At 72.7% G+C, this 23,783-nt stretch carries 15 protein-coding genes; 3 read left to right on the forward strand and 12 right to left on the reverse strand.

The features are described 5' to 3' along the window. Positions 1 to 151: 151 nt before the first annotated feature. A complete protein-coding gene (locus ABT015_RS36185; RefSeq protein WP_350887064.1) occupies positions 152 to 2,053 on the reverse strand; it encodes a DNA/RNA helicase domain-containing protein in 1,902 nt (633 codons plus the stop codon). Positions 2,054 to 2,725: 672 nt separating this feature from the next. Between ABT015_RS36185 and ABT015_RS36190 the strand changes: the two genes are divergently transcribed. Next, on the forward strand, positions 2,726 to 4,801 hold the full coding sequence (locus ABT015_RS36190; protein ID WP_350887066.1) for a DUF2075 domain-containing protein: 2,076 nt from the start codon (positions 2,726 to 2,728) through the stop codon (positions 4,799 to 4,801). Positions 4,802 to 4,857: 56 nt separating this feature from the next. On the opposite strand, the gene ABT015_RS36195 is transcribed toward ABT015_RS36190, so the two are convergent. Beyond that, the gene (locus tag ABT015_RS36195) at positions 4,858 to 4,986 is read right to left on the reverse strand and encodes a DUF6408 family protein (protein ID WP_350887068.1); all 129 of its coding nucleotides are present in this window, start codon (positions 4,984 to 4,986) and stop codon (positions 4,858 to 4,860) included. Between the two features lie 580 nt (positions 4,987 to 5,566). Between ABT015_RS36195 and ABT015_RS36200 the strand changes: the two genes are divergently transcribed. Continuing rightward, positions 5,567 to 7,558 carry a tetratricopeptide repeat protein gene (locus ABT015_RS36200; protein WP_350887070.1) on the forward strand — a complete coding sequence of 664 codons (1,992 nt, stop codon included), beginning with the start codon at positions 5,567 to 5,569 and terminating at the stop codon, positions 7,556 to 7,558. Here ABT015_RS36200 and ABT015_RS36205 read toward each other — a convergent pair. The 3 genes from ABT015_RS36205 to ABT015_RS36215 form a co-directional block, all read right to left on the reverse strand. Then, positions 7,542 to 8,795, reverse strand: coding sequence for a CDP-glycerol glycerophosphotransferase family protein (locus ABT015_RS36205; protein WP_350887072.1), 1,254 nt, complete (start codon positions 8,793 to 8,795; stop codon positions 7,542 to 7,544). The genes ABT015_RS36200 and ABT015_RS36205 overlap by 17 nt on opposite strands. Before the next feature lie 676 nt (positions 8,796 to 9,471). Further along, positions 9,472 to 9,669 carry a ferredoxin gene (locus tag ABT015_RS36210; RefSeq protein WP_350887074.1) on the reverse strand — a complete coding sequence of 66 codons (198 nt, stop codon included), beginning with the start codon at positions 9,667 to 9,669 and terminating at the stop codon, positions 9,472 to 9,474. A gap of 39 nt (positions 9,670 to 9,708) precedes the next feature. Further along, entirely contained in the window at positions 9,709 to 10,908 is a 1,200-nt protein-coding gene (locus ABT015_RS36215; protein WP_350887077.1) for a cytochrome P450, read from the reverse strand. Positions 10,909 to 11,140: 232 nt separating this feature from the next. On the opposite strand from ABT015_RS36215, the gene ABT015_RS36220 reads away from it, so the two are divergent. Continuing rightward, positions 11,141 to 11,695, forward strand: coding sequence for a MarR family winged helix-turn-helix transcriptional regulator (locus tag ABT015_RS36220; RefSeq protein ID WP_350887080.1), 555 nt, complete (start codon positions 11,141 to 11,143; stop codon positions 11,693 to 11,695). A gap of 101 nt (positions 11,696 to 11,796) precedes the next feature. Here the strand turns inward: ABT015_RS36220 and ABT015_RS36225 are convergent, their stop codons facing one another. The 7 genes from ABT015_RS36225 to ABT015_RS36255 all read right to left on the reverse strand — a co-directional run. Then, on the reverse strand, positions 11,797 to 13,026 hold the full coding sequence (locus ABT015_RS36225) for an aminotransferase-like domain-containing protein (protein WP_350887099.1): 1,230 nt from the start codon (positions 13,024 to 13,026) through the stop codon (positions 11,797 to 11,799). Positions 13,027 to 13,091: 65 nt separating this feature from the next. Beyond that, a complete protein-coding gene (locus ABT015_RS36230; RefSeq protein WP_350887082.1) occupies positions 13,092 to 14,294 on the reverse strand; it encodes an alpha-hydroxy acid oxidase in 1,203 nt (400 codons plus the stop codon). After that, entirely contained in the window at positions 14,291 to 15,388 is a 1,098-nt protein-coding gene (gene hppD / locus ABT015_RS36235; protein ID WP_350887085.1) for a 4-hydroxyphenylpyruvate dioxygenase, read from the reverse strand. The genes ABT015_RS36230 and hppD overlap by 4 nt, the downstream gene beginning before the upstream one ends. Before the next feature lie 52 nt (positions 15,389 to 15,440). After that, positions 15,441 to 16,709: an MFS transporter gene (locus ABT015_RS36240; RefSeq protein ID WP_350887088.1), complete on the reverse strand. Its 1,269-nt coding sequence runs from the start codon at positions 16,707 to 16,709 to the stop codon at positions 15,441 to 15,443. 166 nt (positions 16,710 to 16,875) lie between these two features. Then, positions 16,876 to 17,889: a pyridoxal phosphate-dependent aminotransferase gene (locus ABT015_RS36245; RefSeq protein ID WP_350887090.1), complete on the reverse strand. Its 1,014-nt coding sequence runs from the start codon at positions 17,887 to 17,889 to the stop codon at positions 16,876 to 16,878. Continuing rightward, positions 17,889 to 18,935: a class I SAM-dependent methyltransferase gene (locus ABT015_RS36250; RefSeq protein WP_350887093.1), complete on the reverse strand. Its 1,047-nt coding sequence runs from the start codon at positions 18,933 to 18,935 to the stop codon at positions 17,889 to 17,891. Before ABT015_RS36250 ends, ABT015_RS36245 begins: the two co-directional genes overlap by 1 nt. A 132-nt stretch (positions 18,936 to 19,067) precedes the next feature. Then, positions 19,068 to 23,783 (reverse strand): non-ribosomal peptide synthetase (locus ABT015_RS36255; protein ID WP_350887096.1); only part of this gene is annotated, 4,716 nt, incomplete at its 5' end.

A 23,783-nucleotide genomic window follows, 5' to 3' on the forward strand; every position in this document is an offset into this window, starting at 1 on the left:
CGCCGACCAGGCGACGGCCGAACCAGTGATCGTCGAACCACCCACACCCGCCCTGACCAGTTAATCAGCACCTCCCGCACACCAGGGGAAGCCCACCAACCGTGCAGACTGGTCAGCCCTGTGTGCCTTGCGTGGAATCAGTGAGTGGTGATCAGCCGCGGCGGCTGTGCTCTACTTCGATCTGTCCTACCTGCTGTCCGGTTACCAGTTCCCGCAGTTTGGCGCGCGTTTCCGGGTCCGTCGAGTACACGACTGTGCCGATCATTCCGCGTGTGAGCAGCACCTTGTAGGTGTTGCGGATCAGGCGGTCGATGTCGGCATCGCTGGTGGACTTGCGGAATACGGGGTCCTTGGACGCCGTCCGGTCGGTGACCCACCGGTCGGTCCGCCAGACGAGGTCCGGCCCGAGGATGACACCGCTCCAGTCGTACTCGAAACCCTGGGCGGTGTACACACAGCCGACCTGGCCGAACCCGGCCGGATCGGTGGCCCACAACGCGGCCGGCGGGGCACCGGCGATCGAGCGGTCACCGTACACGTTCCACGGCCGAGCCCAGTCACCAATGCGCACGTCGAGAGGGAGCGGGTCCCCCGGAGCCACCTTCGTCGTCCACTTCCAGCAGTACCCGGCCGACATGCGGGAACCGTACCCCTCGGCACGCCGGGCCTCGAGGAACGCCTCCAGCTCCTGGGGGCTGTCGACCACCTCCAGGACGACCTTGCCGTCGGGCTCCCAGCCGACAGGGCCACCGGGCTCGAGGTTCAGCAGCCGTACCACCCAGTTCAGGTAGGCGTCACTGCCGCCGCAGCGGAACTGGCTGTCCAGCTCCACTACCTGGCACTTCAGGCCCTTCACCGCGGCGGCGGCCCGGATCTGGGCCACAGTGCCCATCTCGCCCGGCCGGACGACCTGGTGCTCGTCCAGCAGGAACACAGGCACCCGGGCGGCGTCGATCAGCTCCTCGATCTGGGCCTTCCCTGTGCGCTGGGCAGCCCGCGTGTAGCGGTTGGCCGACGTCTCCCGGATCCGGTGGGCCTCGTCGCAGATCAGGACGTCCAGCCCGTTGCGCTCGGCGGTCATGAAGCTGTTGAAGTACTTGAACAGCTCCTGCACCTGCTTCTTCCGCGCCCCGGCCATCCGGCGCATGGTGATGGTGAAGGAGCTGGAACCGGTCGCGTGGAGGGCCGTGACGCCGCGCCGGTACAGATCGCCGAGCAGGGACAGCGCGATGACGCTCTTCCCGGTGCCGGGGCCGCCCGTGATGACGACGACCTCCTTGTGATCGGACTGCTGCGCCTGACGGACCGCGCGCAGCACCAACTCGTAGGCGACCCGCTGCTCGTCCAGCAGCACGAACTGCTCCCGCTCGCGGACCTCGTCGGCGGCGACCGCCATCAGCTGCTTGGACGGGGCCACCTTGCCCGCGAGCAACTGGTCCGCCGCCCCGGCGCCGGAGACCGGCTTCAGCTTCGAGCGGAGGTACTGGACGAACTCCCCGCGGCGCTCGGCGGTGAAGAGCCGGCCACGCTCGTCCTGCGGCACCTCGTAGAGGCCCTGGACGCCGAACTCCGTCGCGTTGTGGAGGAAGGCCACGCCGGACAGCCGCTCGGGATGGGCGGCGAGCGCCCCGTTGAAGGAGATGAGGTAGTCGCAGTAGCCGCGGACCTGCTCGATCGGGTTCAGCACCGGCCGGGTGTACGCGTCGACCCGGCAGAGCAGCGGCTCGCCATCCTCCGGAAGCGCACTGCTCCACTGCTTGAGCTCGACCACCACGTACGACGGTTCGCCCGTGCTCGGGTGGACGCCGGCGAGTATGACGTCGGCGCGTTTGCTGTTGAGGGGCAGCGAGTACTCGAGGAGTACCTCCACCATGCCGAGTCCGGCGTCCAGGAGCGCGTTGGTCAGAACCGGGATGCTCCGCTCCCAGGAGCGCACCTCGGGCGGGCTCGGCTTGTGGCCGTGCTTGTGAACGAACTGGTCGATGAGACGCACGAACAGTGATCCGGCCAGGCTCTCGGCAGCGACCGCGGACGCGGAGTCGCGGAACAGCAAGACATGCTCCCAGGCAGCACGAAGTGACTCGTGCGGGTGGGGGCATGTCCCGGAAGGGAAGCCCGGCGGGCCGCGCTGATGACTGGGCCAACCTATAACGGAGTGCCTGAGCGGGTGTCCGAACACTTGGGCTTCCAGTGGCGCGTGACGGATCCCCGATGTCTTGTTCGACCAGTGACCGGGTCCTCTCCCGCGGGGTGAGGTCCGCCACGTAGGCGGGCAGTGGGAAGACGACGAGCCAGTCGGCGTCAGCGGCGATGAGTTCCCGTGACGGCTTGGTCAGGTGGAGGCGGACGTTGTCCCGGACCAGCGCGATCGGGCCAGCGAGAGCTGGAGCCGGGTGCAAACGAGCAGGTCCCGGAGATCCGGGCGGGGCCTCGGGCGCCCAGGCAACCCCTTCGGCCGGACTCCGATCTCTCCGAGCTGGCGGCAGGCCCGGTGCCACCGCTGGTCGGCAAGCCGACCGCCTGCCCGGGAGGTCCTGCACGGCTGGACCTTCGCCCGGGTCGATCTCTTGACGGGTGTGCCGTCGATGAGCATTGTGTACCGACGGCCGCTTCTGCATCTAGGATCTGCGGTACTGTTTGCGGCCCGACAGGCTTCCCGCTGAGGACATGCCCCCCACCCGCACGAATCACTCGTGGTCTGGTCTGGGGGAGTCCCTTCGTGCCCATGCTCCTGCTGAAGTTGTCGGCGCAGGATCTGCTCACTCTGAACTCGCGTCGCCGGATGGTGCCGCATCTCGCCGAACGGTGGCGAAAGTTCCGGGAGCACGAGGCTTCGGAGACGGAGCGGTTCGCGTGGGCGGAGAGTCTGATTTGTCTGGCGAACGATTTGGTTGCCGCTGATCGTGGCAATGTGCAGATGGTCGTCGAGTGCGCCGCGACTGCCGACGAGGACATCAAGGGGAGCAGTCCCAGGCTCGTGGACGTCGTCCTGGTGGGCCGCCATCCACGCGAGAATCGGCCGGCCGTCCAGTTGGTGGAGCTGAAGCGTTGGTCGACGGTGACCAGGGTCGAGCGGGCTAGTGCGGACCACGTCTACGTGGCGGGCCTGGCGAAGCCCAAGAGGCACCCTGCGCTTCAACTGCGCGAGTATTATCATGCGTTCACCGGCAGCCGGGGCCCCTTCGGTATGGTCGACATCGAGTGCGGCGGCTTTGCCTACCTGCACAACGCCACCGAGGACTCGGTCCGTCCGCTGATCGACGTGGACGCACCGACGGGTGCCTACGCGCAGGTGTACACCGGTGATCGTCGCCGCCAGTTGCTGACCGACTTGCAGGGACACTTTGCCGCCGACGGCGGCGGCACCGAGGCCGAGCTGCTACTGCAGGGTATCGGCGTGCGCAACGCACCGCTGCTCGACGCGATGATGTGGTCCCGAGGCACGGACACGGTCTTCACCCTGCGCGGGCGGCAGAAGGAGGTGGCTGATCAGATCCTGGAGACAGCTGCCAAGGTACTTCCCTCGTCGAAGCAGTCCGCGCTGGTTCCGGACGAGCGACGAGCAGTCTTCCTGGTGACCGGTGGCGCAGGTACCGGTAAGAGCGCTATCGGCCTGCAGATCAAGGCGGAGCTGGAGGCCGCTGGCCGGAACATCAACTACGCCAGCGGGAGCAGGGCCTTCAACGCGGCGATGCAGGAGCACGTCGGTGTCGGTGACCGGGAGTTCAAGGAGACCTTCACCTACTTCTTCGATTACGTCACGACGCCCGACCCGCTGCTCGATGTTCTGATCTGCGATGAGGCCCACCGACTCCGTGACCGCTCCGAGAACCGGTTCTGGCCGCCGGAGAAGCAGGGGTCTCGGCCGCAGGTGGACGAACTCCTCGATGCGTCCCGGCTGACGGTCTTCTTCCTCGACGAAGGCCAGGTCGTTCGTCCGAAGGAGGTCGGTACGGTGGACCTGATCCAGCAGGCGGCTGATCGGCGCGGAGCCAAGGTGGTGCGGTACGGCCTCCGCGAGCAGTTTCGATGCGGTGGCAGTGACGCGTACGTCCGTTGGGTGCACGCGCTGCTCGGTATGTCGGATGACGAACCTGAGCACTGGACGCCGGACGGCTTGATGCATGTCGAGGTGGTGGACACGCCGGACGCGCTCAGGGACATCATTCTCGGCGAGGAGAGCGCCGGGGCATCCGCGCGTATGGTTGCCGGCTACTGCTGGCCTTGGACCGAGCCCCTGGGCCGGGAGAAACGCCTGGAGCGGGATGTCAGGATCGGTGACTGGCACGAGCCGTGGAACGCGAAGAGCGACAGCTTCTGCGCGGACGGCGTCCCGCCCGGTGTCAGGTGGTCGATGCACAAGAACGGCGTCGGCCAGATCGGCTGCGTGTACACCGCACAGGGTCTCGAGTGGGACTGGTGCGGAGTGATCATGGGCGATGACATGGTGCGCCGGGACGACCAGTGGGTGTTCCGCCGAGGCAAGGAGACGGAGAAGTCGGCGCAAGGTGTAAGACGGGTGAGAGTCCCAGGATCGCTTGATCCGAAGGTCAGTGCGAGCAGTGTCGGTGACGAGGAGTTCGCCCGCCTGATTCGGCACGCCTACCACGTGCTGATGACTCGGGCGAGCCGGGCGACGGTGCTCTATTCCACGGACGAGGAGACCCGGGCCTACCTCAAGGGCCTTGTCGGGGAGACCGAGATCCACGGATTGCGGCCGACTCGGGAGAGCTTGCCATGGCATCACGCCCGTCCGAAGCGGGGGCGGAAGAAGCCCAAGAACGACCTTCGGTTGTTCTGACGGAAGGTGTGGAAAGGTGGAAGTGGCGGGCTCGCCGGGCCCGCCACTGACCTGCGTCAGAAGAGCAGGTGCGCCACCGAGGTCAGCGCCGCCACCAGTATGTTGGAGGCGGCTCCGACGGCGATGTCGGTGAGGATCTTGCGGATCCGTCCACGACGCGCAGGCTTGTACTCGATCGAGGTCATGCGGCCATCCCCAGGTAGTGATATCGGAATGGCAGGGGGCACCCTACCGGGTAACCACGCTCACGTCAGATGTCGACCATCTGACGGGCACAACCATTCGTCAATCGCCGCCTGTTGAGGGCGCACGGAACCTAGGCCTCGTACCCTCCGGGAAGGTGCGCAGCGCAGTGATCCTACCGCCTGGGCAGATCGGTGGCGGGGGTCAGGGAGCGGAGCTTCTCCCGGGTCGCGTGCAGCCATGGCCCGAGCCGGTGTCCACGTCGTGGTGGGGTGGTTGGTTCGGTGGGGGAGGGGAGGCGGGACTGGGCCTGGTTGTGTCGTGCCCATGGTGGGGTTCGGCAGGCTACCGTGGGGCCGGATGTGAGGGTGCGGCGGTGTTGGTTGGGTGCCGCGGTGGAGCAGGGGGTGTGGGGTGTTGGAGCCGGTGTCGTTGTCGGCGGTGGCCGCTGTTTTCGGCGCCGTGGGTGCGAGTGTGGCGAACGAGGCCGGTAAGTGGGCCTGGGAGTCGGCGGGTGCGTTTGTCCGTCGGGTGACGGGGCGGGATGTGCCGGCGCCGACCGATGCCACCGAACGGGCCACTGTGGCACAGCTGTTGCTGGATGTGGCGGAGTCGGATCCGGTGCGGGCCAGGGCGCTTCGGGCCTGGCTGGGCGGCCAGGGCGGGGGCTGGTCCGGGCCGTTGGCGGCGCCTTCGCTGCTGCCGCCCTCCGACCGCTTCTTCACCGACCGGCGCAAGGTGCTGGCACTGTTGGACAAGGAGGCCGGACGGAAGGCGGACGGCACGCCCCGCGTCAGTGTCCTGTACGGGCCGCCGGGGATGGGCGTTAGTGCCGCGGCCGTTCACTGGGGTGCGCTGCAGCGGAAGCGGTTTCCGGATGGGCAGCTCTACGCGGACCTCTCCGGCGGGTCGCTGGCCACCGCACCCGATGCGGCCGCCGTGCTCCGGCAGTTCCTGATCCACCTCGGCATGCCGGCGGACCGGGTTCCGCCGGCCGCGCAGGACCGGGTCGAGCGGTTCCGGTCGCTGGTCGCCGAGCGGCAGTTGCTCGTCGTGCTGGACCACACCCGGTCGGCGGCCCAGGTCCGGCCGTTGATCACCGGGGCTCCGGGCGTCGTCACGGTCGTGGTGGCCCGGCGTCCGCTCACCGGTCTCGATGCCGTCCCGATTCCGGTGGGGCCGCTGTCCGACAAGGACGCCAGGCGGCTGCTCACGGACCTCGCGGGGAAGGAGACGGTCTCCGCCGCCGGACCCGCCCTGTCGGATGTCCTCGAACGGTGCGGCGGATCGCCCTTCGCCCTGCGTGCCGCGGCTCCCCGGCTGGCGTTCATCCCCCAGCAGCGCCGGGGCGGCCGGGGCGGTGGTGGCGATGGCGATCCCCACGGGGGTGATCCGGTGCGCGTCGCCGTGCAGGAGTCGTACGAGGCGCTGGAGCCGGAGGAGGCCCGGCTGTTCCGGCTCTGCGCCCTGCGGCCGTGGCCGGCTGTCGGTCCCGAGCTGGCCGTGGCGGTCGCCGGACCCGACGGACCCGCGGTCGAGCGCGCCGGTGTCCTGCTGGCGGGGCTCGCCGAGGCCGGTCTGGTGGAGGCTGCGCCCGAGGGCCGCTACCGCTACCGGCCCGCGGTGCGCCGGTTCGCCGAGGAGCAGGCGGCGCGGGTGGACGGTCTGGCCGCGTGCGCGGGTGCGGTGACGCGTGCCGTGGAGCACCTGCTGCGCTTCGCCGTCCGGGCCGACTACGCGGCGTTGCGGGAGCGTTGGCACGTCGGGCCGCTCTACCGCGAGCTCGGGCCCGGTGACTACCCGGACGCCGGTGCGGCGTTGGCCGCCCTGGCCGCGGAGGTGGGCAACCTGGTCGAGGCGGTGCTCGCCGCCGAGGAGTTGGCCGCGCCGGCCATGGCGTGCGAGCTGGCGGAGGCGTCGTGGGCGGTGCAGCTCAAGGCCGGTCGGCACGAGGCCCTGTTGCCGGCGCTGCGAGCCGCCGTGCGGGCAGCGGTCGCGCACGACCCGGACTCGGCGATGGCCGGCCGGATGCACACCCAGTTGGCGTTCGCCCTGATGGAACTGGACCTGCTGGCCGAGGCCGAGAGCCGTCTGGTCGACGCCTCCTCGGCGTTTGAACGGGCCGGCCACCTGCTGGGCCAGGCCACGGCCGTCGAGTCGCTCGGGCTGCTGAGGCTTCGGCAGTGGCGGTGGCAGCCCGCGTACGACTGCTTCGAGCGGGCCGACGGGCTGCTCGCCTCGATCGGCCCGGACCACGAGCGGGCGGGGGACGTCCCGCGGGCCCGGGCGCTGCTGAAACGGCACCGGGGGCGGGCGCTGCGGGGACTGGCCGAGTACGAGCGGGCCCGGACCTGGCTGACGGAGGCGTTGTCCGAATTCCGGCGTCTGCGCGACGACTACAACGCGGCCCGCACCCTCACCAATCTCGCGGAGACCTGGGCGGACACCTCGGCGACGGAACAGGCGCTGGCCGCGATCGACGAGGCCACCGCGATCCTGGACCGCGAGCAGGCGGAGCCCCATCTGCGCTACCTGGCGGGCCTGCGGCAGCAGTGCCTCACGGAACGGGACTGACCAGGACCGGGTGGGACGCGCCGCCGGTGCGCACCGTCAGCTCCGTCGGCGGCAGGGGTCGCAGGGGTCGGGGGACGGCGGCGCCGTTCCATCGGGCGAACAGGGCCGAGGCGGCCGCCGCCGGGTCGAGCGTGCGGCTGGTGAGGCGGACGAATCCCCGGTCGCGCAGCAGCACTTCACAGGTGTCCGGACCGGAGACGAAGGCCGCGAGCGAGCAGTTCGGGTAGCGGGCGAGCGTCGCCGCGGCCCACTCCCGGGGCGGACCGATCCGGGGGTCGTCGGCCTCCCCGTGGCGGAGGATCGCGTCGGCCAGACCGAGGAGGCCCTGGTCGAGGGTGTCCTCGTGCACCGCGAGGTGATCGGAGCCGGGCCCGGAAGGCCCGTACCGGCCTTCGGTGACCCGCTCGATGGTGACCTCGTGCGGGCGGGGCCCCGGGCGGGTACGGACCCGGAGCGGCACGGTTCGGATCGGCGGCCGGTAGGCGGGGAGTGGGAGCAGGTCCAGGAGAGCCGGCTCTGTCGGTTCGGGCAGTCCCATGACCTCGTAGAAGAGCGAACGCAGCAGGCCGGCTGCTTCGCCGGGCGACGACGTCGTCAACTTTCCGGGAGCATCAAGAGGTTGATGGGCCGTCAGGAGTCGGTTCAGCTGTGGCAGCAGGGGGGAGTTCAGGGCGAGCCGGGGGGCTTCGCGGACGAAGGCCGCCACCGGCGAGCCGGCGCCCAGGACCTCGTCGGAGGCCGTGCCGAGCAGAACGGGGGTGCCCAGTGCGGCAGCGTAGTAGCTGACCGAGCCGAAGTCCCCGATCACCGCGTCGGCGGCGATCAGTGCCTGTCGCCAGCTGTCCAGGGGGTCGATCAGGATGAGGCCGGCCCGCTCGGCGCGGTCCAGCCAGAGGCGGACCTGGCCGGGGCCGTGGCCGTGCCAGATGTTCGGGTGGAGGACGGCCGCCACCCGGTAGTCGTCGACCGGGAGTTCGGCGGTGAGGCGGTCGAGCAGCCACGGCAGCGGGTCGTCCGTGCCGGCGTCACCGAAGAGCGACTGCGGGTTCCAGGTGGAGTTGAGCACGATGAGCCGCTGCCCGGGTCGGACGTCGAACGCGCGGCGATGGCGTTCCCGGTGCGGAAGGGCGGCCAGGATGCGGTCGAAGCAGGGGTCGCCGCCGAGCACCGCCGTCGGAGCGGCCTCGGGGCAGGCTTCGCGCAGCCGGCCGAGCTGCTCGGGGTGGGAGAGCACCATCGCCCGGGCGAGCGGAATCCCGTCGGACAGCAGCCACTCGGGTGCCAGGCCGAAGACCGGGGCATGCGGCGCGTTCGGTGTTCGGTGTTCGGTGTTCGGTGTTCGGTGTTCGGTGTTCGGTGTTCGGTGTTCGGTGTCGCGAGCGTTTTATTGTATCCGGTGCCGTGTGAGAGGACGACCAACTTCCCCTGGAAGTCCGCTAGTTCACCGCCGAAGCTGGCCGACAGGGCGAGGTCGACGGGTGTCTTCCTGGCCTGCTCCCACGGAAGTACCGGAACCCCGAGGGAGCTCAGCAGCTCGGCGACTCCTGCGCTGAAGGGGGACGATCCCGTGCAGGCGGCCAGCAGCTGGATCCTGAGGTCGTCGCGGAACAGCGGAACGACGTCCAGGCGTCGGGTCGCGGAGGTCACGTTGTGGACGACGAGGAGAACCCGGCGGCAACCACCGCGGGTGGTCCACCTCGAAGCGTCCTCGCCCACCGGAACCCGGATCCAGTCGGTCACCAGCCCTGCCAACCCGCCGCTCCTTCGATGCTCGCCGCCTCCCCTCGCGAGGTCCGGCCATTGTTCCACGGTGTGGATGTCGAGGCTCGGCCTCGGTCGGGACCGGTCGGTTCGGCCGGACCCGACTCGCGGTCAGGGTCTTCGCTCGGCGGCGGGTTGGGGGGTGGGGGTGATTACGGGTGTTCGAGGCGGATGGCCGCGGCCGGGCAGACCGCGGCGGCGTCCTGGACGGCCTGGTGGAGGTCGGCGGGCGGTGCGGCGTCGAGGAGGACGACGATGCCGTCCTCGTCGCGCTGGTCGAAGACCTCGGGGGCGGCGAGTACGCAGTGGCCGGCGCCGCAGCACTTTTCCTGGTCGATGTGGATGAGCATGGCTTTCCCTTCGGAGGATCGGTTCGGACGCGGGGGCTGCTACCAGGCGAGGGGGAGCTCGTGGACGCCGTAGATGAGCATGTCGCCCCGGAAGCGGATCTCCTCGAACGGTACGGCCAGGCGCAGTTCGGGCAGTCGCCGCAGGATGGAGTTCAGCGCGATCTGCAGTTCCAGCCGGGCCAGGGGCTGTCCGAGGCACTGGTGGACGCCGAAGCCGAAGGCCAGGTGGAGGCGCGCGTCGCGGGAGAGGTCGAGCTCGTCGCCGGCGGGGAACTTCTGCTCGTCCCGGTTCGCGGTGCTGATCATGCAGATCACGCCCTCGCCCGCCCGGATCAGGACGTCGCCGATGGTGACGTCCTCGGTGGCGACCCGGGTCAGGCCGGAGTGCACGATGGTGAGGTAGCGCAGCAGTTCCTCGACGGCGCCGCCGACCGACTCCGGGTGCTCGCGCAGGTGGGCGAGCTGGGTGGGGTTCTGCAGCAGGGCCAGGATGGAGAGCGCGGTCATGTTCGCCGTGGTCTCGTGTCCGGCGACCAGCAGCAGCCGGCCCATGGCGCCGATCTCCTCGGTGCTCAGCTCGCCGCGGGCGACCAGGCGGCTGAGGATGCCGTCGTCGGGCTCGGTGCGCTTGGAGTCGGTGAGCTTGACCAGGTAGTCGGCCAGGTTCTGCTGGGCGATCCGCACCTCGTCGGCCGAGGAGTCGCGGCGCAGCAGGACCCGGCTGCACTCCTGGAAGAAGCCGTGGTCCTGGTAGGGGACGCCGAGCAGCAGGCAGATGACCAGGGACGGCAGCGGCAGCGCGAACTCGTGGACCAGGTCGCCGGAGTTGCGGCCGGCGGTCAGCTCGTCGAGCAGTTCGTCGGCGATGCGCTGGACCTCGGGGCGCAGTGCCTCGACCTTCTTGATCATGAATTCGCTGGTGAGCATCCGGCGCAGGTGGGCGTGCTCCGGGTCGTCCATCCGGATGAAGGTCCGCTGGCCGCTGCTCAGCTGGCGGGCGCCGGCACTGATGAACGGGAAGCCGGGTCGGGCGGCGTCCGAGCTGAAGCGGGCGTCGCTGAGCACGGCCTTGATGTCGTCGTGGCTGGTGACCAGCCAGCTGGGGGCGCCGTCCCAGAGGGTGATCCGGCTGATCGGTTCGTCCTGCTGGGCCTGCTGGTAGGCCGGCGGCGGGTCGAACGGGCAGCCGCCACGGGCGGCGGGGTGGGTGAACTGGGGGTTGTGAGCGGCGGTGGCCATCATGGGCTCCCTTCGCGGAGCGGATTTGCCGGTGGCGCCGAGCGGATGGGCCTGCGGTGCCGTGGGGTAGCGCCCGGGACCATTGCATGCCCTAAGCAACTAACTCACCGTCACGCTAACTCGCGGTCAGTGGTGGCGAAAGGGCTCATCCGGTGGCGAACGAATCTGTCCGGAAACCGGTCAGTGGTCGAGAGGGGAGCCACTCCCCGAACGGGGTCGCTACAGTTCCCCCATGCCGGACGCAACAGACAATCCGACCGCCACCTCCGAACTGGAGGAGGTGCTGGCCTCGCTGGCCTACCTGCTGACCCGCTCGCAGGAACACGAGCGCCAGACGGCGCGGGCCGGCATCACGGCGGCGCGCTCGGACGTCTACCTGCTGCGCGCGCTCGCCGAGGCCGAGGAGGTCAGCCGGGTGGGCGACCTGGCCGCGCGGCTGATGGTCAAGCCCTCCCACGTCACCCGGCAGATCGACCGGCTGCAGACCCAGCAGCTGGTGGAACGGACCCCTGACGTGCTGGACCGCCGGGCCCGCCAGGTGGCGCTCACGGCCGAGGGGCGGGCGATGCTCAACCGTCTGAAACAGGCCAACATCGCCGGTCTGGCCAATGCGCTGGACGGGATTCCGGCGCCGGACGTCGCCGCGACGGTCAGCGTGCTGCGGCACTTGGTGGACCGGTACGTGCGGCAGGTCCGGATCAAGATGCTGGCCGAGGACGCCGCGCCCGTGGACGGGGCGGCCGGGGGCGTCGGCACCGCCGACCCGGGCCCGAACCGCCGCCCCTGACGCGGGGCCCGGAAAGGGAGGGAGCGCCGGAGCGGGCGCCCCCTCCGAGGTCGGAGCCGTGCGGGGATCAGGACCGTACAGCGATCAGGACCGTGCGGGGATCAGGACCGTACAGCGATCAGGGCGGCCAGTCCGTCCAGCCCGCGGTCGACGGTGTCCGGGTCGACCTGGCTGACGGAGAGCCGCAGTTGCCGCTCCCCGCCCGCGCCCGGGTAGAAGTGCGACATCGGGGTCCAGATCACCCCGTACTCCGAGGCCGAGAGTTCGAGCAGTGCGTCGTCCACCGCGAACGGCACCGTGACCACCAGGAAGAACCCGCCGCGCGGTTCGTTCCAGCTCACCCCGCTGCCGGGCGGGAAGCGCCGCGCCAGGCCCGCCAGGACGAGCGCGAGGTTGCGCCGGTAGAGCGCGGCGACCTCGGTGTTGGCGGCCCGCAGGCTGTAGCCGTGTTCGAGCAGCGCCCCGCCGATCACGGCCTGGGCGATCGGTGAGGTGTTCACCGTGGTCATGCTCTTGATCATGCCGAGCAGGTCGGCCAGCAGGTCGGTGCCGCCCGCGCCGTCCGCCACCGGCTGGTCCGCCACCACGTACCCGACCCGGGCGCCGGGGAGGGCCGTCTTGGCGAAGGAGCCGAGGTGGACGACCCGCCGTTCGGTGTCCAGGGCCTTGAGCGAGGGCAGCCGTTCCTCGCCGGCGAAGACGCAGTACGGGTTGTCCTCCAGCAGGAGGAAGTCCTCCTCGGCGGCCAGGGCGAGCAACTCCCGCCGCAGCTCCAGCGGCAGGCTGGCCCCGCTCGGGTTGGCGACGTCCGGTACCAGGTAGAGGGCGCGCGGGCGCAGCCCCTCGGCCCGGGCGGCGGCCAGCTGGCGGCGAAGGTCGGCGAGGTCCACGCCGTCCGGGCCGTCGGCCACCGGCCGCACCGGCAGGTCGGCGAGCAGCGCCGCGCCGGTCAGCCCCACGTACGTGGGCGAGACGGCGAGCACCACGTCCTCGGGGCCGCGGCGCAGCGCCCGCAGCACCAGGAACATCGCCTCCTGGCAGCCCACCGTCACCACGATCGACTCGGCGGGCACCTGGATGCCCTCGTCCACCGCGAGGTGGGCGGCGATCAGCTCGTGGATGATCCCCTTGGTCCGCCCGTACTGGAGCACCTGCCGCCGGGCCGCCTCCTCGGAGAGCCCGCGCTCGGCGCGCAGGTGGGCCACGTAGCGGTCCAGGTGGCGGTGGACGGCGTCGAGTTCGAAGAACTGCTCCGCCGGGCGGCCCGCGGCGAAGGAGACCGCCTCCGGGTAGCGGATGGAGATCTCGTTGAGCAGGTTCATCGAGGTCATCGCCGGGTCGGCGAGGGAGGGGTGCAGGTCGGCCCGCAGCAGGCCGCGGGGTGGGGCGGTGGTGGTCACGGGGCACTCCAGGTGGGGCAGGGCATGGGGGTGGTGCGCAGCGCGGCGGCCGCGCTCAGGTCGGCGCAGCCCGCGAGGCCGAGCGCGTGCCGCAGCTCCGCGGCCAGCAGGTCGAGCACGTGGGCGCAGCCGGCCTCGCCCCGGGCCGCCAGGCCCCAGATCATCGGGCGTCCGAGCAGCACCCCGGACGCCCCGAGGGCCAGGGCGGTGAGCACGTCCGAGCCGCCGCGCACTCCGCTGTCCAGCAGCACCTGGCAGTCGCGGCCGGCCAGCGCCTCGGCGACGGCGGGCAGCGCGGTGACCGAGGGGACGGCCCGGTCGAGCTGGCGGCCGCCGTGGTTGGACACCACCACGGCCTCGGCGCCGAGTTCGGCGGCCCGCACCGCGTCCGCCGGGTCGAGCACTCCCTTGACCATCAGCGGCAGGCTGGTGTGCTCGCGCAGCCAGGCGAGATCCGCCCAGGTGACGGCGGGGGAGAGCAGCTCGGCGGTGTGCGCGGCCACCGCCGAGACGGCGGTGGTGGCCTGGTGGGCCCGCCCGGCGGCGCCGTCCTCGAGCAGGACCGCGCGGACGTCCGCGGGCAGCGCGAAGGCGTTCCTGGCGTCGCGCAGGCGGCGGCCCATGAACGGCACGTCGGCGGTGACGACCAGGCACTCGCTGCCCGCCGCCTCGGCCGCCGCGACCAGGTCGAGCAGCCGCCCCCGGTCGCGCAGCCAGTACAGCTGGAACCAGAGCGTGGCTCCTGTCGCGGCCAGCTCCTCGAAGCCGACGCTGCTGAGCGTGCCGACGGTGAACGGCACCCCCGCCGCGGCCGCCGCCCGGGCCGAGGCCAGCTCGCCCTCGGGGTGGAACAGCCGGTGGTACGCGACGGGCGCCACCGCCACCGGCAGGCTCGCGCGGCTGCGCACCAGGGTGGTGGCGGTGTCGCAGGCGGAGACGTCGGCCAGCACCCGGGGCACCAGGGCCAGTTGGTCGAAGGCCGCCCGGTTGCCGGCGAGGGTGCGCTCGCGCTCCGCGCCGCCCTCCAGCCAGTCCCAGACCTCGGGCGCGAGGACGGCCCGGGCCGGCTCCGCGTACTCGGCGACGGAGAGCGGCTGGGGGAAGAGCGGCTGGGCGGAGGGCGACGGGAAGGAAGGTGATGGGACGGAGGGCGACGGGGCGGGGGAGGGCTGGTGCCCGGTCAGGGCCGGCGCGTTCATCCGGCCACTTCGCTGGCGCTGCGCTGGAGTTCGACGGCCTCGTAGAGGGCGCGGACGTTGTTGCTGCCGAAGGTGCGGGCCCGGATGCGCTCGATCACCTCGAAGAAGAAGGTGCCGCGCGGGTGCTGGGAGCGGGTGAAGATCTGGAACAGCTGGCCGTCGTGGTCCTGGTCGACCAGCAGGTCCAGGGCGCGCAGCTGGTCGAGCGAGTGCCGCAGCGGCGTCAGTCGGGTGGGCAGCGCGTCGAAGTACGCGCCCGGGGTGCGCAGGAACGGCACGCCGCGGTCCGCCATCGCGGAGACGGAGTGCACGGCGTCGGCGGAGGAGAAGGCCACGTGCTGAACCCCGGCGCCGCCGTGGTCGGCGAGGAAGGAGGCGATCTGGCCGCCCGCGTCCGGGCTGAGCGGCTCGATCAGGGTGAGCGTGACGCTGTGGTCGGCGCTCTGCACGACCGCCGAGTCCATGCCGAGCGCGCCGACCTCGATCCGCTCCTCGAAGATCATCCGGAAGCCGAAGACCTCGCAGTACCGGCGGACGGTCTCGCGCAGCTCGCCGGAGGGGACGCAGACCGCGAAGTGGTCGACGGAGCGCAGTCCCACCGTGCCGGCACCGGTCACGGGGGCGGCGTCCGGCAGGCCGGGGATCCGGTCGGCGGAGGCCTCGGGGCCGCGTTCGATCAGGGTGTGCACCACGTCGCCGAAGGCGCCGACCACCGCCGTGACGCAGCCGTGCGCGGCCTGCGGCGGGCGCAGGCCGTCGGCGCCCCGGCCGGTCAGCGTCCGGTAGGCGTCGGCGGCGTCCGGCACCCGCAGGGCCAGTGCGCCCACGCCGTCGCCGTGCCGGGCCAGGTAGTCGGTGGCCGGGTGGCCGCCGGCCAGCGGCTGGGTGAGCAGCAGCCGGATGGTGCCCTGCCCGACCAGCGCCGAGAGGCAGCGCTCGGCGGCCTCGCCGCGCTCGGTGGGCGGGACGAGCAGCTCGAAGCCGTACTCGGTGGTCAGCCGGGCGGTCTCGGCGGTGAGGTCGGACAGGTAGAACTCGACGTGGTCCAGTTCGACGGGGAGCGGGGCGGCGGTGGGCGAGGAGCGGTCGGTCATCCGAGGAGCTTTCTGGTGAGGAGGAGAGGAGGTGTCGAGGGTGATCGGGCGATCAGGTGCGCTGGAGGTCCGGGGCACTCCCGGGCTCGGTGGGGCTCTCGGGCTCTTCGGGGGCCTCGGTCCCGGCGGGGGCCTCGGGCCCGGTCGGGGCCTCGGGCTTGCCGAGCAGGTGGGCGGCCGCGAGCAGGGCACCGAGCACCATCACGGCCAGCACGACCCGGAAGTCCAGGGCGGCCACCAGTCCGGAGCCGACGCCGACCGCGAGGGCCTGCGGGGCGGTGAGCGAGAGGTTGACGGCCGCCTGGGCGCGGCCCATCAGCTGGGGCGGCGTGGCTGCCTGGGCGGCCGTGGCGAGGCCGACCATGGCGGCCGGGATACCGGCCCCGGCGATCACCAGACCGGCCGCCACCACGGGGAGGGACGGCGCGAGCAGCAGGACCGTGCCGAGGCCGAACACCACCGACCCCGCCATGACCGTCCGGCGCGGCCCGAGCCGGCCGATCAGCAGGCCGCCGACCACCGAGCCGCCCAGCGCCCCGACCGCCTCGGTCGTCTCCAGCACGCCGAGGAACTGCGGCGGGCGGTGCAGCCCGTGCTGGGTCAGCGCGAACAGCACCGGCTGGAGCAGGCTCAGCACGAAGCCCGTGACGGCGGTGGCCGCCACCAGCGGGCGCAGCCCGGTCGCACCCCGCAGGTGGGCGAAGCCCGCCAGCACCTCGGTGCGCCACCGGCGGCCCGAGGGCTCCGGCCCGGGCTCGTCCGCCCGCAGGCCGAGGAAGGCCAGGGCCGCCAGCAGCAGCACGCCGAGGTCGGCCAGCGCCACGGCGTGCCCGCCCAGCCAGCTGTAGAGGCCCGAGCCGAGCAGCGGCGCGACCAGCGTGGTGCCGGCCCGGGCGCTCTGGGTGAACCCGGCTGCCGCGCCGAAGTTCTGACGGTTCGTCAGGATCGTGCGCAGCAGGGCGCTCTGCGCCGGGGCCAGCACGGCCCCGGCGAGACCGCAGAGCGAGGCGGTGCAGTAGATGATCCAGACCCGGTCCGGACCGTCGACGAGCAGCAGGGGCGTCAGCCCCGCCGCCACCACCAGGTTGACGCCGACCAGCAGCGGCCTGCGCCGGACCCGGTCGGCGAGCAGGCCACCCAGCGGCAGGAGCAGCAGCGGCGCGGCGAAGCAGAACAGCACCAGCCCGGCGGCGGAGTTGCTGCCGGTCAGCACCTTGGCCCAGATGCCGAGGGCGATGGAGAGGGCGCTGTCGCCGAGGACGGACAGGGTCTGCCCGACGAGGTAGCGCCGGAACTCCGGGCGGGCCAACAGCGGGTGCATCGCGGTTCCTTCGCTGCGCCGACGGCGCTTCGGGGTGCTGGACGTGCTGGGCGTGCTGGACGTGCTGAGTCGCTGGGCTGCTCGGCGCGTGGGGCGCGGACGGTGCGCCCTCACGCGCCGTGCGCGGGGACGTGCGCGGGGACGTGCGGGGAGGCGCGGGGCGCGGTCAGGGAGCGGCGGGCGCGGTGGCGCCGAAGCCCTCGATCACCGCGTCGTTGGCGTCCTTCTCACCGACGGCGATCCGGACGCCCTGGCCGGGGTAGTAGCGGACGGCCACCCCTCGGCGCTCCAGCTCCGCCCGCAGGGGAAGCTGGTCACCCGGCGCGACGACCCAGAGGAAGTTGGTCAGGCTGGGCGCCACCGTCCAGCCCAGCCGCAGCAGTTCGGCCCGCAGGCGCTCCCGCTCGGCGGCGATCTCGGCGATCCGCCGGTCCACCTCGTCCTGGGCCGAGACGGCGGCCAGCAGGCCCGCCTCCTGGAGCCGGTTCACCGCGTACGGGACCTGGTGGTCCCGCACCCGCTGGGCCACGGACTCCTCCGCGAGCGCGTAGCCGATCCGCAGGGCGGCGATGCCGTGCGACTTGGAGAGGGTGCGCAGCACTACCAGGTTCGGCCACTCGGCGATCCGGTCCGGCACCGCCGGGGCCGCCCAGTCCCGGGCGAAGTCGACGTACGCCTCGTCCAGCAGGATCAGCGCCGTGGCCGGGACGCGGCGGAAGAAGTCCGTCAGCTCCGCCCAGGAGTAGACCGTGCCGGTCGGGTTGTGCGGGTTGCACAGCACGACGATCCGGGTGCGCCCGTCCAGCCGCTCGGCCATCGCGGCCAGGTCGTGCCGGGCGTCGGGGCCGAGCGGGACGGCCCGGGCCTCGGCCCGGGCGATCTCGCAGAACAGTGGGTACGCGTCGAAGCAGGGCGCCGAGTGCACCACGTTGTCGCCGGGCCCGACGACGGCGTGGAAGAGGTCCAGCGCCACGCCCGCCGAGCCGTGGCCGACCACGACCTGGGCGGCCGGGACGCCCTGCCAGCCGGCGATGATCCCCTCGATCCGCTGCGGGCGGAAGTCCGGGTAGCGGTGCAGGTCGCCGGCGGCCGCGGCCAGGGCGGCGACGACGGACGGCAGCGGCGGGCCCGGGTGCTCGTTCTGCGCCAGCAGGTGTCTGGCGGCGGAGGCGGCGGCCATCAGTCGGCCTGGAGGACGTAGAGCCAGGAGTGCGGGGTGGCCAGCGCCTCGACGCGGTCGATCCGCAGCCCGGCGTCGGTGAACAGTTCCTCGTACGTCTCCTTGGTGTGCAGCGGCACGCCCATCATCGCGTGCGCCAGCTCGAAGCCGACCGAGAAGACCGGCAGGGAGCTCTGGGACTCGCCCGGGCCGCGCAGCATGGTGTCGCCGAGCACGAAGGTGCGGGCCTTCGGGAAGGCCTCCCGCATCCGGGTGAAGATCGAGGAGCGGGTGGCCGGGTCGGCCAGCAGGTCGTGCAGCAGGAAGAAGCTCATCACGGTGTCGACCTCGGCCACCTCGGCGGCCTCGGCGTCGTTGTCGATCTGGGTGCCGAGCAGGCCCAGGACGTCGGCCCGGACGGCGGTGACGCGGTCCTGCATCCCGGCGGTGACGATGTCGCGGCGGGCGATGTCGGTGGCCGGGCGGCTGATGTCGATGCCCAGGCCCCGGGTGCCCTCGCGCTGCCCGACCACCCGGCGCACCCGGGCGGAGGTGCCGCTGCCCAGGTCGGCGATGGTGCGGAAGTCGATGCCGGAGAGCACGTCGGTCAGCTGCGCGGCGAACAGCGACTGGTCGCACTGGGCGGAGCCGAGGGCGACCATCGCCTCGTCGCGCAGGACGTCCTCGCCGTAGTGGTGCGTCCCCGTGCTCAGGTGCCCGGCGCGGCCGAACACGTCGTGGTACCCGCCGACGGCCCAGGTGAAGTAGCCGCGCGCGGCGGCGACTTCGAGGCCCACCTCGGTGGGCACGTAGGTGGTGCCGTCGGCCTTGACGTAGCCGCAGTCGGCGGCGGCGCGCAGGACGGCCTCCGTCCGGGCGGTGTCGCCGCCCTGGGCGGTGGCCTCGACGGCCGAGAGCGGCTCGCCGCGCCCGAGCTTCTCCAGGACGCCGATCCGGTCCAGCGCGAAGATCACGTTGGCGGCGATGAAGCCGTTGTAGGCGTCGGTCGACGTGATCGGCGACGGGGTGACGCCGCGCCAGGTGTCGGGGATGGCGGCAGTGGTCATGGTGGTGTCCGTTTCTCGGTGGGCGGGCCGGGTGCGGCCCGCGCGGTGGGTGCAGGTCGGTGGCCTGCGGTCGGAGGGGATGCGAAAGTCGGCGGGTCAGGTGGCCGGTCGGTCAGGAGGCCGGTCGGCGGGTCAGGTGGCCGGTCGGTCGGTCAGGCGGGCGGCGAGCACCGGGCCGATGACGGCGAGCGCCTCGGGGCCCGTCATGGCGCCGTGGGTGCTCGGCACCTCGTGGACGTCGATCCGGCCGCCCACGTGGGGGCGCCAGCCGTCCGGGTCGGGGGCGTCGGCCGGGCGGTCCTTGGCGGCGGTGAAGACCACCGCGTCGCCGTCGTAGCCGGGCAGCGGGAGCGCGTGCGCCAGCTCGGCGTTGGTGCGGAAGACCGCGACCACCCGGGCCACCGCGGCGCCGCTGAGGCCCGCGAGCGGGCCCTCGCCGTGCCGGACCAGCTCGGCGTAGCCGTCCTCGTCCTCGGGCCAGGCGCCGATCTCCCCGGCCGGGTGGCCGAGCGAGTCGAGGATCACCGACAGCTGCGCCGGGTCGTCCCGCCACTGCTCGGGCTCCGCCTCGCCGGCGCCCGGGTAGGCGTCCAGCAGGGCCAGCAGCCGGACCTCCTCGCCCTGGTCGCGCAGCAGCGCGGCGATCGCGTGGGCGACGGCCCCGCCGAAGGACCAGCCGAGCAGGGCGTACGGGCCCTCGGGGCGGACGGTGCGGATCTGCGCGAGGTAGTCGCGCGCCAACTCCTCGACGGAGGACGGGCGGTGGCCCGGATCGGCCAGGCCTGGGGCCTGGAGGCCGTAGATCGGCTGCTCGGTGTCGAGGTGGCGCAGCAGGCCGCTGTACACCCAGCTGATGCCCGCGGCCGGGTGGACGCAGAACAGCGGCGGGCGCGAGCCCCGGGTGCGGATCGGCAGCAGGACGGGGAAGCTCTCGGCGCCCGGCCCCCGGGCGAGCCGCTCGGCGAGCCCGGCGACGGTCGGCGCCTCGAACACGGTGCGGACCCCGATCCCCTCGCCCGCGCCGACCAGCTCCCGCAGCCCCGCGACCAGTCGGGCGGCCAGCAGCGAGTGCCCGCCCAGCTCGAAGAAGTTGTCGTCCACACCGACTCGTTCGACGCCGAGCACGTCGGCGAACAGCCCGCAGAGCACCTCCTCCTGCGGCGTGCCGGGCGTCCGGCCGGCGCCGGGCCAGGCGGCGGTGTCGGGGGCGGGGAGGGCGCGGCGGTCGACCTTGCCGTTGGCGGTGAGGGGGAGGGCGTCCAGGGCCACGACGGCGGAGGGCACCATGTGGTCGGGCAGGGTCGCGCCGACGTGGGCCCGCAGGAGGGCCTGGTCGACCGTCTGCCCGGGCCGGGCCACGGCGTAGCCGACCAGGCGCCGGTCGCCGGGGCGGTCCTCGCGGACCAGGACGAAGGCCTGGGCGAGGGAGGGGTGGCGGACGAGGGCGGCCTCGATCTCGCCGGGTTCGATGCGGAACCCGCGGACCTTGACCTGGTGGTCGGTGCGGCCGAGGTACTCCAGGGAGCCGTCGGCCCGGCGGCGGGCGAGGTCGCCGGTGCGGTACATCCGGCTGCCGGGGGCGCCGTACGGGTTGGCGACGAAGCGCTCGGCGGTCAGGCCGGGCCGGTTGAGGTAGCCCCTGGCCAGGCCGGCGCCCGCGAGGTACAGCTCGCCGACGACCCCGGCGGGGACGGGCTGCAGGGCGGCGTCCAGGACGTGCAGCCGGGTGTTCAGGATCGGCCGGCCCAGCGGCGGCGCGATGCGGCCGGACAGCGGGGCGGTCATGCTGGCGCAGACGGTGGACTCCGTCGGCCCGTAGGCGTTGACCATCCGCAGGCGGGCGGACCAGTGCTCGACGAGGTCGGGCGGGCAGGCCTCCCCGGCGACGGCCAGGGTCTCGACGTGGGCGAGCGCGTCGGGGGGCAGGACGGCCAGGGCGGTCGGCGGCAGGGTGAGGTGCGTGACGCCCTGCTCGGCGATCAGTTCGGCCAGGGCGGGGCCGGGCAGCAGCTGGTCGGCGGTGCCGAGGACGGCGCGGGCGCCGGTGAGCAGGGCCAGGCTGAGTTCGGCGACGGCGGAGTCGAAGGAGGGGGAGGCGAACAGCAGGTAGCGGCTGTCCGGGGTCACGGTCAGGCTCTGGCGCTGGCTCTCGACCAGGGCGGCGAGGCCGGTGTGGGGGACGACGACGCCCTTGGGGCGGCCGGTGGAGCCGGAGGTGTAGATGACGTACGCGGCGGCGTCGGGGGCGGGGTCGGTGCCGGGTTCGGCGTCCGTGAGGTCGTGCGCCGGGTGGGCGGAGGTGTCGAGGTCCTCGATCAGCAGGCGCGGGACCGGGATGTCGGCCGGCAGACCGGCGGACACCGTGCCGGTGGTGAGGACCAGGACGGGGGCGGCGTCGGCGAGCATGTAGGCGATGCGGTCGGCCGGGTAGCGCGGGTCGAGCGGGAGGAAGGCCGCGCCGGCCTTGAGGACGGCGAGCTGGGCGACGATGAGCTCGATCGAGCGGTCCAGGGCGATCGCGACGAACCGCTCGGGGCCCGCACCGTACGCGGTGAGCAGCCGGGCGAGGCGGTTGGCGCGTCCGTTCAGCTCGGCGTAGCTGAGCTGCTCGGCGCCGAAGGCGAGCGCGACGGCGTCGGGGCGGGCGGCGGCCTGGGCCTGGAAGAGCGCCGGGAAGGTGGCGGGGGCGACGGGGTGGTCGGTGTCGTTCCAGGCCGTGACCAGCTGCCGGCGTTCCTCCGGCGCCAGGATCTCCACCTGGCCCACCCGCTGGTCCGGGTCGGCCAGCACCGCGCGCAGGGCGCGCTCGAACCGCGCGGCCGTCGCCGCCGCCGTGGCCCGGTCGAACAGGTCGACGGCGTACTCGACCGTCAGCTCCAGCCCGGCGGGGGCGCCGTCGCGGTCGAAGGTCTCGCCGAAGGCGAAGGTCAGGTCGAACTTGGCGAGGTCCGAATCCAGCGCCTCGACCCGGCCCGGCAGGCCGCCGAGGCGGACTTGTCCGGCGTCGCCGCCGGAGGTCAGCATCACCTGGCAGAGCGGGTGCCGGGCCGTCGAGCGCGCCGGGTTGAGCAGCTCGACCAGGCGCTCGAAGGGCACGTCCTGGTGCCCGAAGGCGTCCAGGGTGCCGATCCGGACGCGCTCCAGCAGTTCGCGGAAGCTCGGCTCGCCGGACGTGTCGGTGCGCAGCACCAGGGTGTTGACGAAGAAGCCGACCAGGTCGTCGAGCGCTTCGTCGGTGCGTCCGGCGACGACGGTGCCGATCGGTAGGTCGGTGCCCGCGCCGAGGCGGCCCAGCGTGGTGGCGAGTGCCGCCTGCATCACCATGAACACGCTGGCCCGGCTCTGCTGCGCCAACTCGACCAGGTCGGCGTGGAGTTCGCCGTCCAGGTGCAGTTCCACCGCCGCGCCCCGGCGGGTGGGAGCGGTCGGGCGGGGGCGGTCGTAGGGGAGCGCCAGCTCCTCGGGGAGGCCGGACAACGTCTGCTGCCAGTGGGCGAGTTGTTCGGTGAGCAGGGTGGTGGGCTGTTGCGGGGTGCCGAGGAGTTCGTGCTGCCAGAGGGCGTAGTCGGCGTACTGCACGGGGAGCGGCTGCCACTGCGGTGCGGCGCCGGTGAGCCGAGCTTCGTAGGCGGTGGCGAGGTCGTGCAGGAGCGGTGCGACGGACCAGCCGTCGGTGGCGATGTGGTGCATGAGGACGAGCAGGACGTGTTCGTCGTGCGGGAGGGAGAGCAGCGTCGTGCGGACGGGCAGGTCGTGGGCGAGGTCGAAGACCTGCCCGCCGGCCTCGGCCAGGGCGGCCCGGAGCGCCTCCTCGGTGGCCACCGGCACGGTGTGCAGCGGGAGTTCGGGACGCTCGACGATCAGCTGGTGCGGCTGGCCGTCGGTGGTCGGGTAGACGGTGCGCAGCACCTCGTGGCGGTCGAGGACGTCCGTCAGCGCCGCCTGGAGGGCGGGGGCGTCGACCCGGCCGGTCAGGCGCACCGCGCACGGGGTGTTGTAGAGCGCGTTGGGGCCCTCGAACTGGTCGATGAACCACAGGCGTTGCTGTGCCGGGGAGAGCGGGATGCGCTCGGGCCGGTCGACGGGCCGCAGGGCCGGGCGGGCCGTGCCGGAGGCGGGCAGGGCGGCGGCCAGGGCGGCGACGGTGGGGGCGTCGAACAGGGTGCGGATGGGCAGTTCGGTGCCGAGGGCGGTGCGGATGCGGCTGACCAGTTTGGTGGCGAGGAGGGAGTGGCCGCCGAGGTCGAAGAAGCGGTCGTCGATGGTGACGGTGGTGAGTCCGAGGACGTCGGCGAAGAGTGTGCAGAGGGTTTGTTCGGTGGTGGTGCGGGGGGCGCGGCCTTCGGTGGTGCCGGTGTAGTCGGGGGCGGGGAGGGCGCGGCGGTCGACTTTGCCGTTGGCGGTGACGGGGAGGGTGTCGAGGATGACGACGGCGGCGGGGAGCATGTAGGTGGGGAGGGTGTCGGCGACGGCGGCGCGCAGTTCGCCAGGGGTGACGTCGCCTGTCGAGGTGGTGGTGAGGGTGGTGTAGACGACGAGGCGTTTGTCGCCGGGTTGGTCTTCGCGGACGTGGGCGAGGGCTTGGCCGACGGCGGGGTGGGTGGTGAAGGCGGTTTCGACTTCGCCGAGTTCGATGCGGAAGCCGCGGATCTTGACCTGGTCGTCGGCGCGGCCGAGGAATTCCAGGATGCCGTCGGTGGTCCGGCGGGCGAGGTCGCCGGTGCGGTACATCCGTTCACCGGGCGGGCCGCAGGGGCAGGCGACGAAGCGTTCGGCGGTGAGGGCGGGTCGGCCGGTGTAGCCGCGGGCGAGTCCGGCGCCGGCGATGTACAGCTCGCCTGCCACGCC

The organism is Kitasatospora sp. NPDC094016 (genome assembly GCF_040304045.1).
In the GTDB taxonomy this organism is placed as follows: domain Bacteria; phylum Actinomycetota; class Actinomycetes; order Streptomycetales; family Streptomycetaceae; genus Kitasatospora.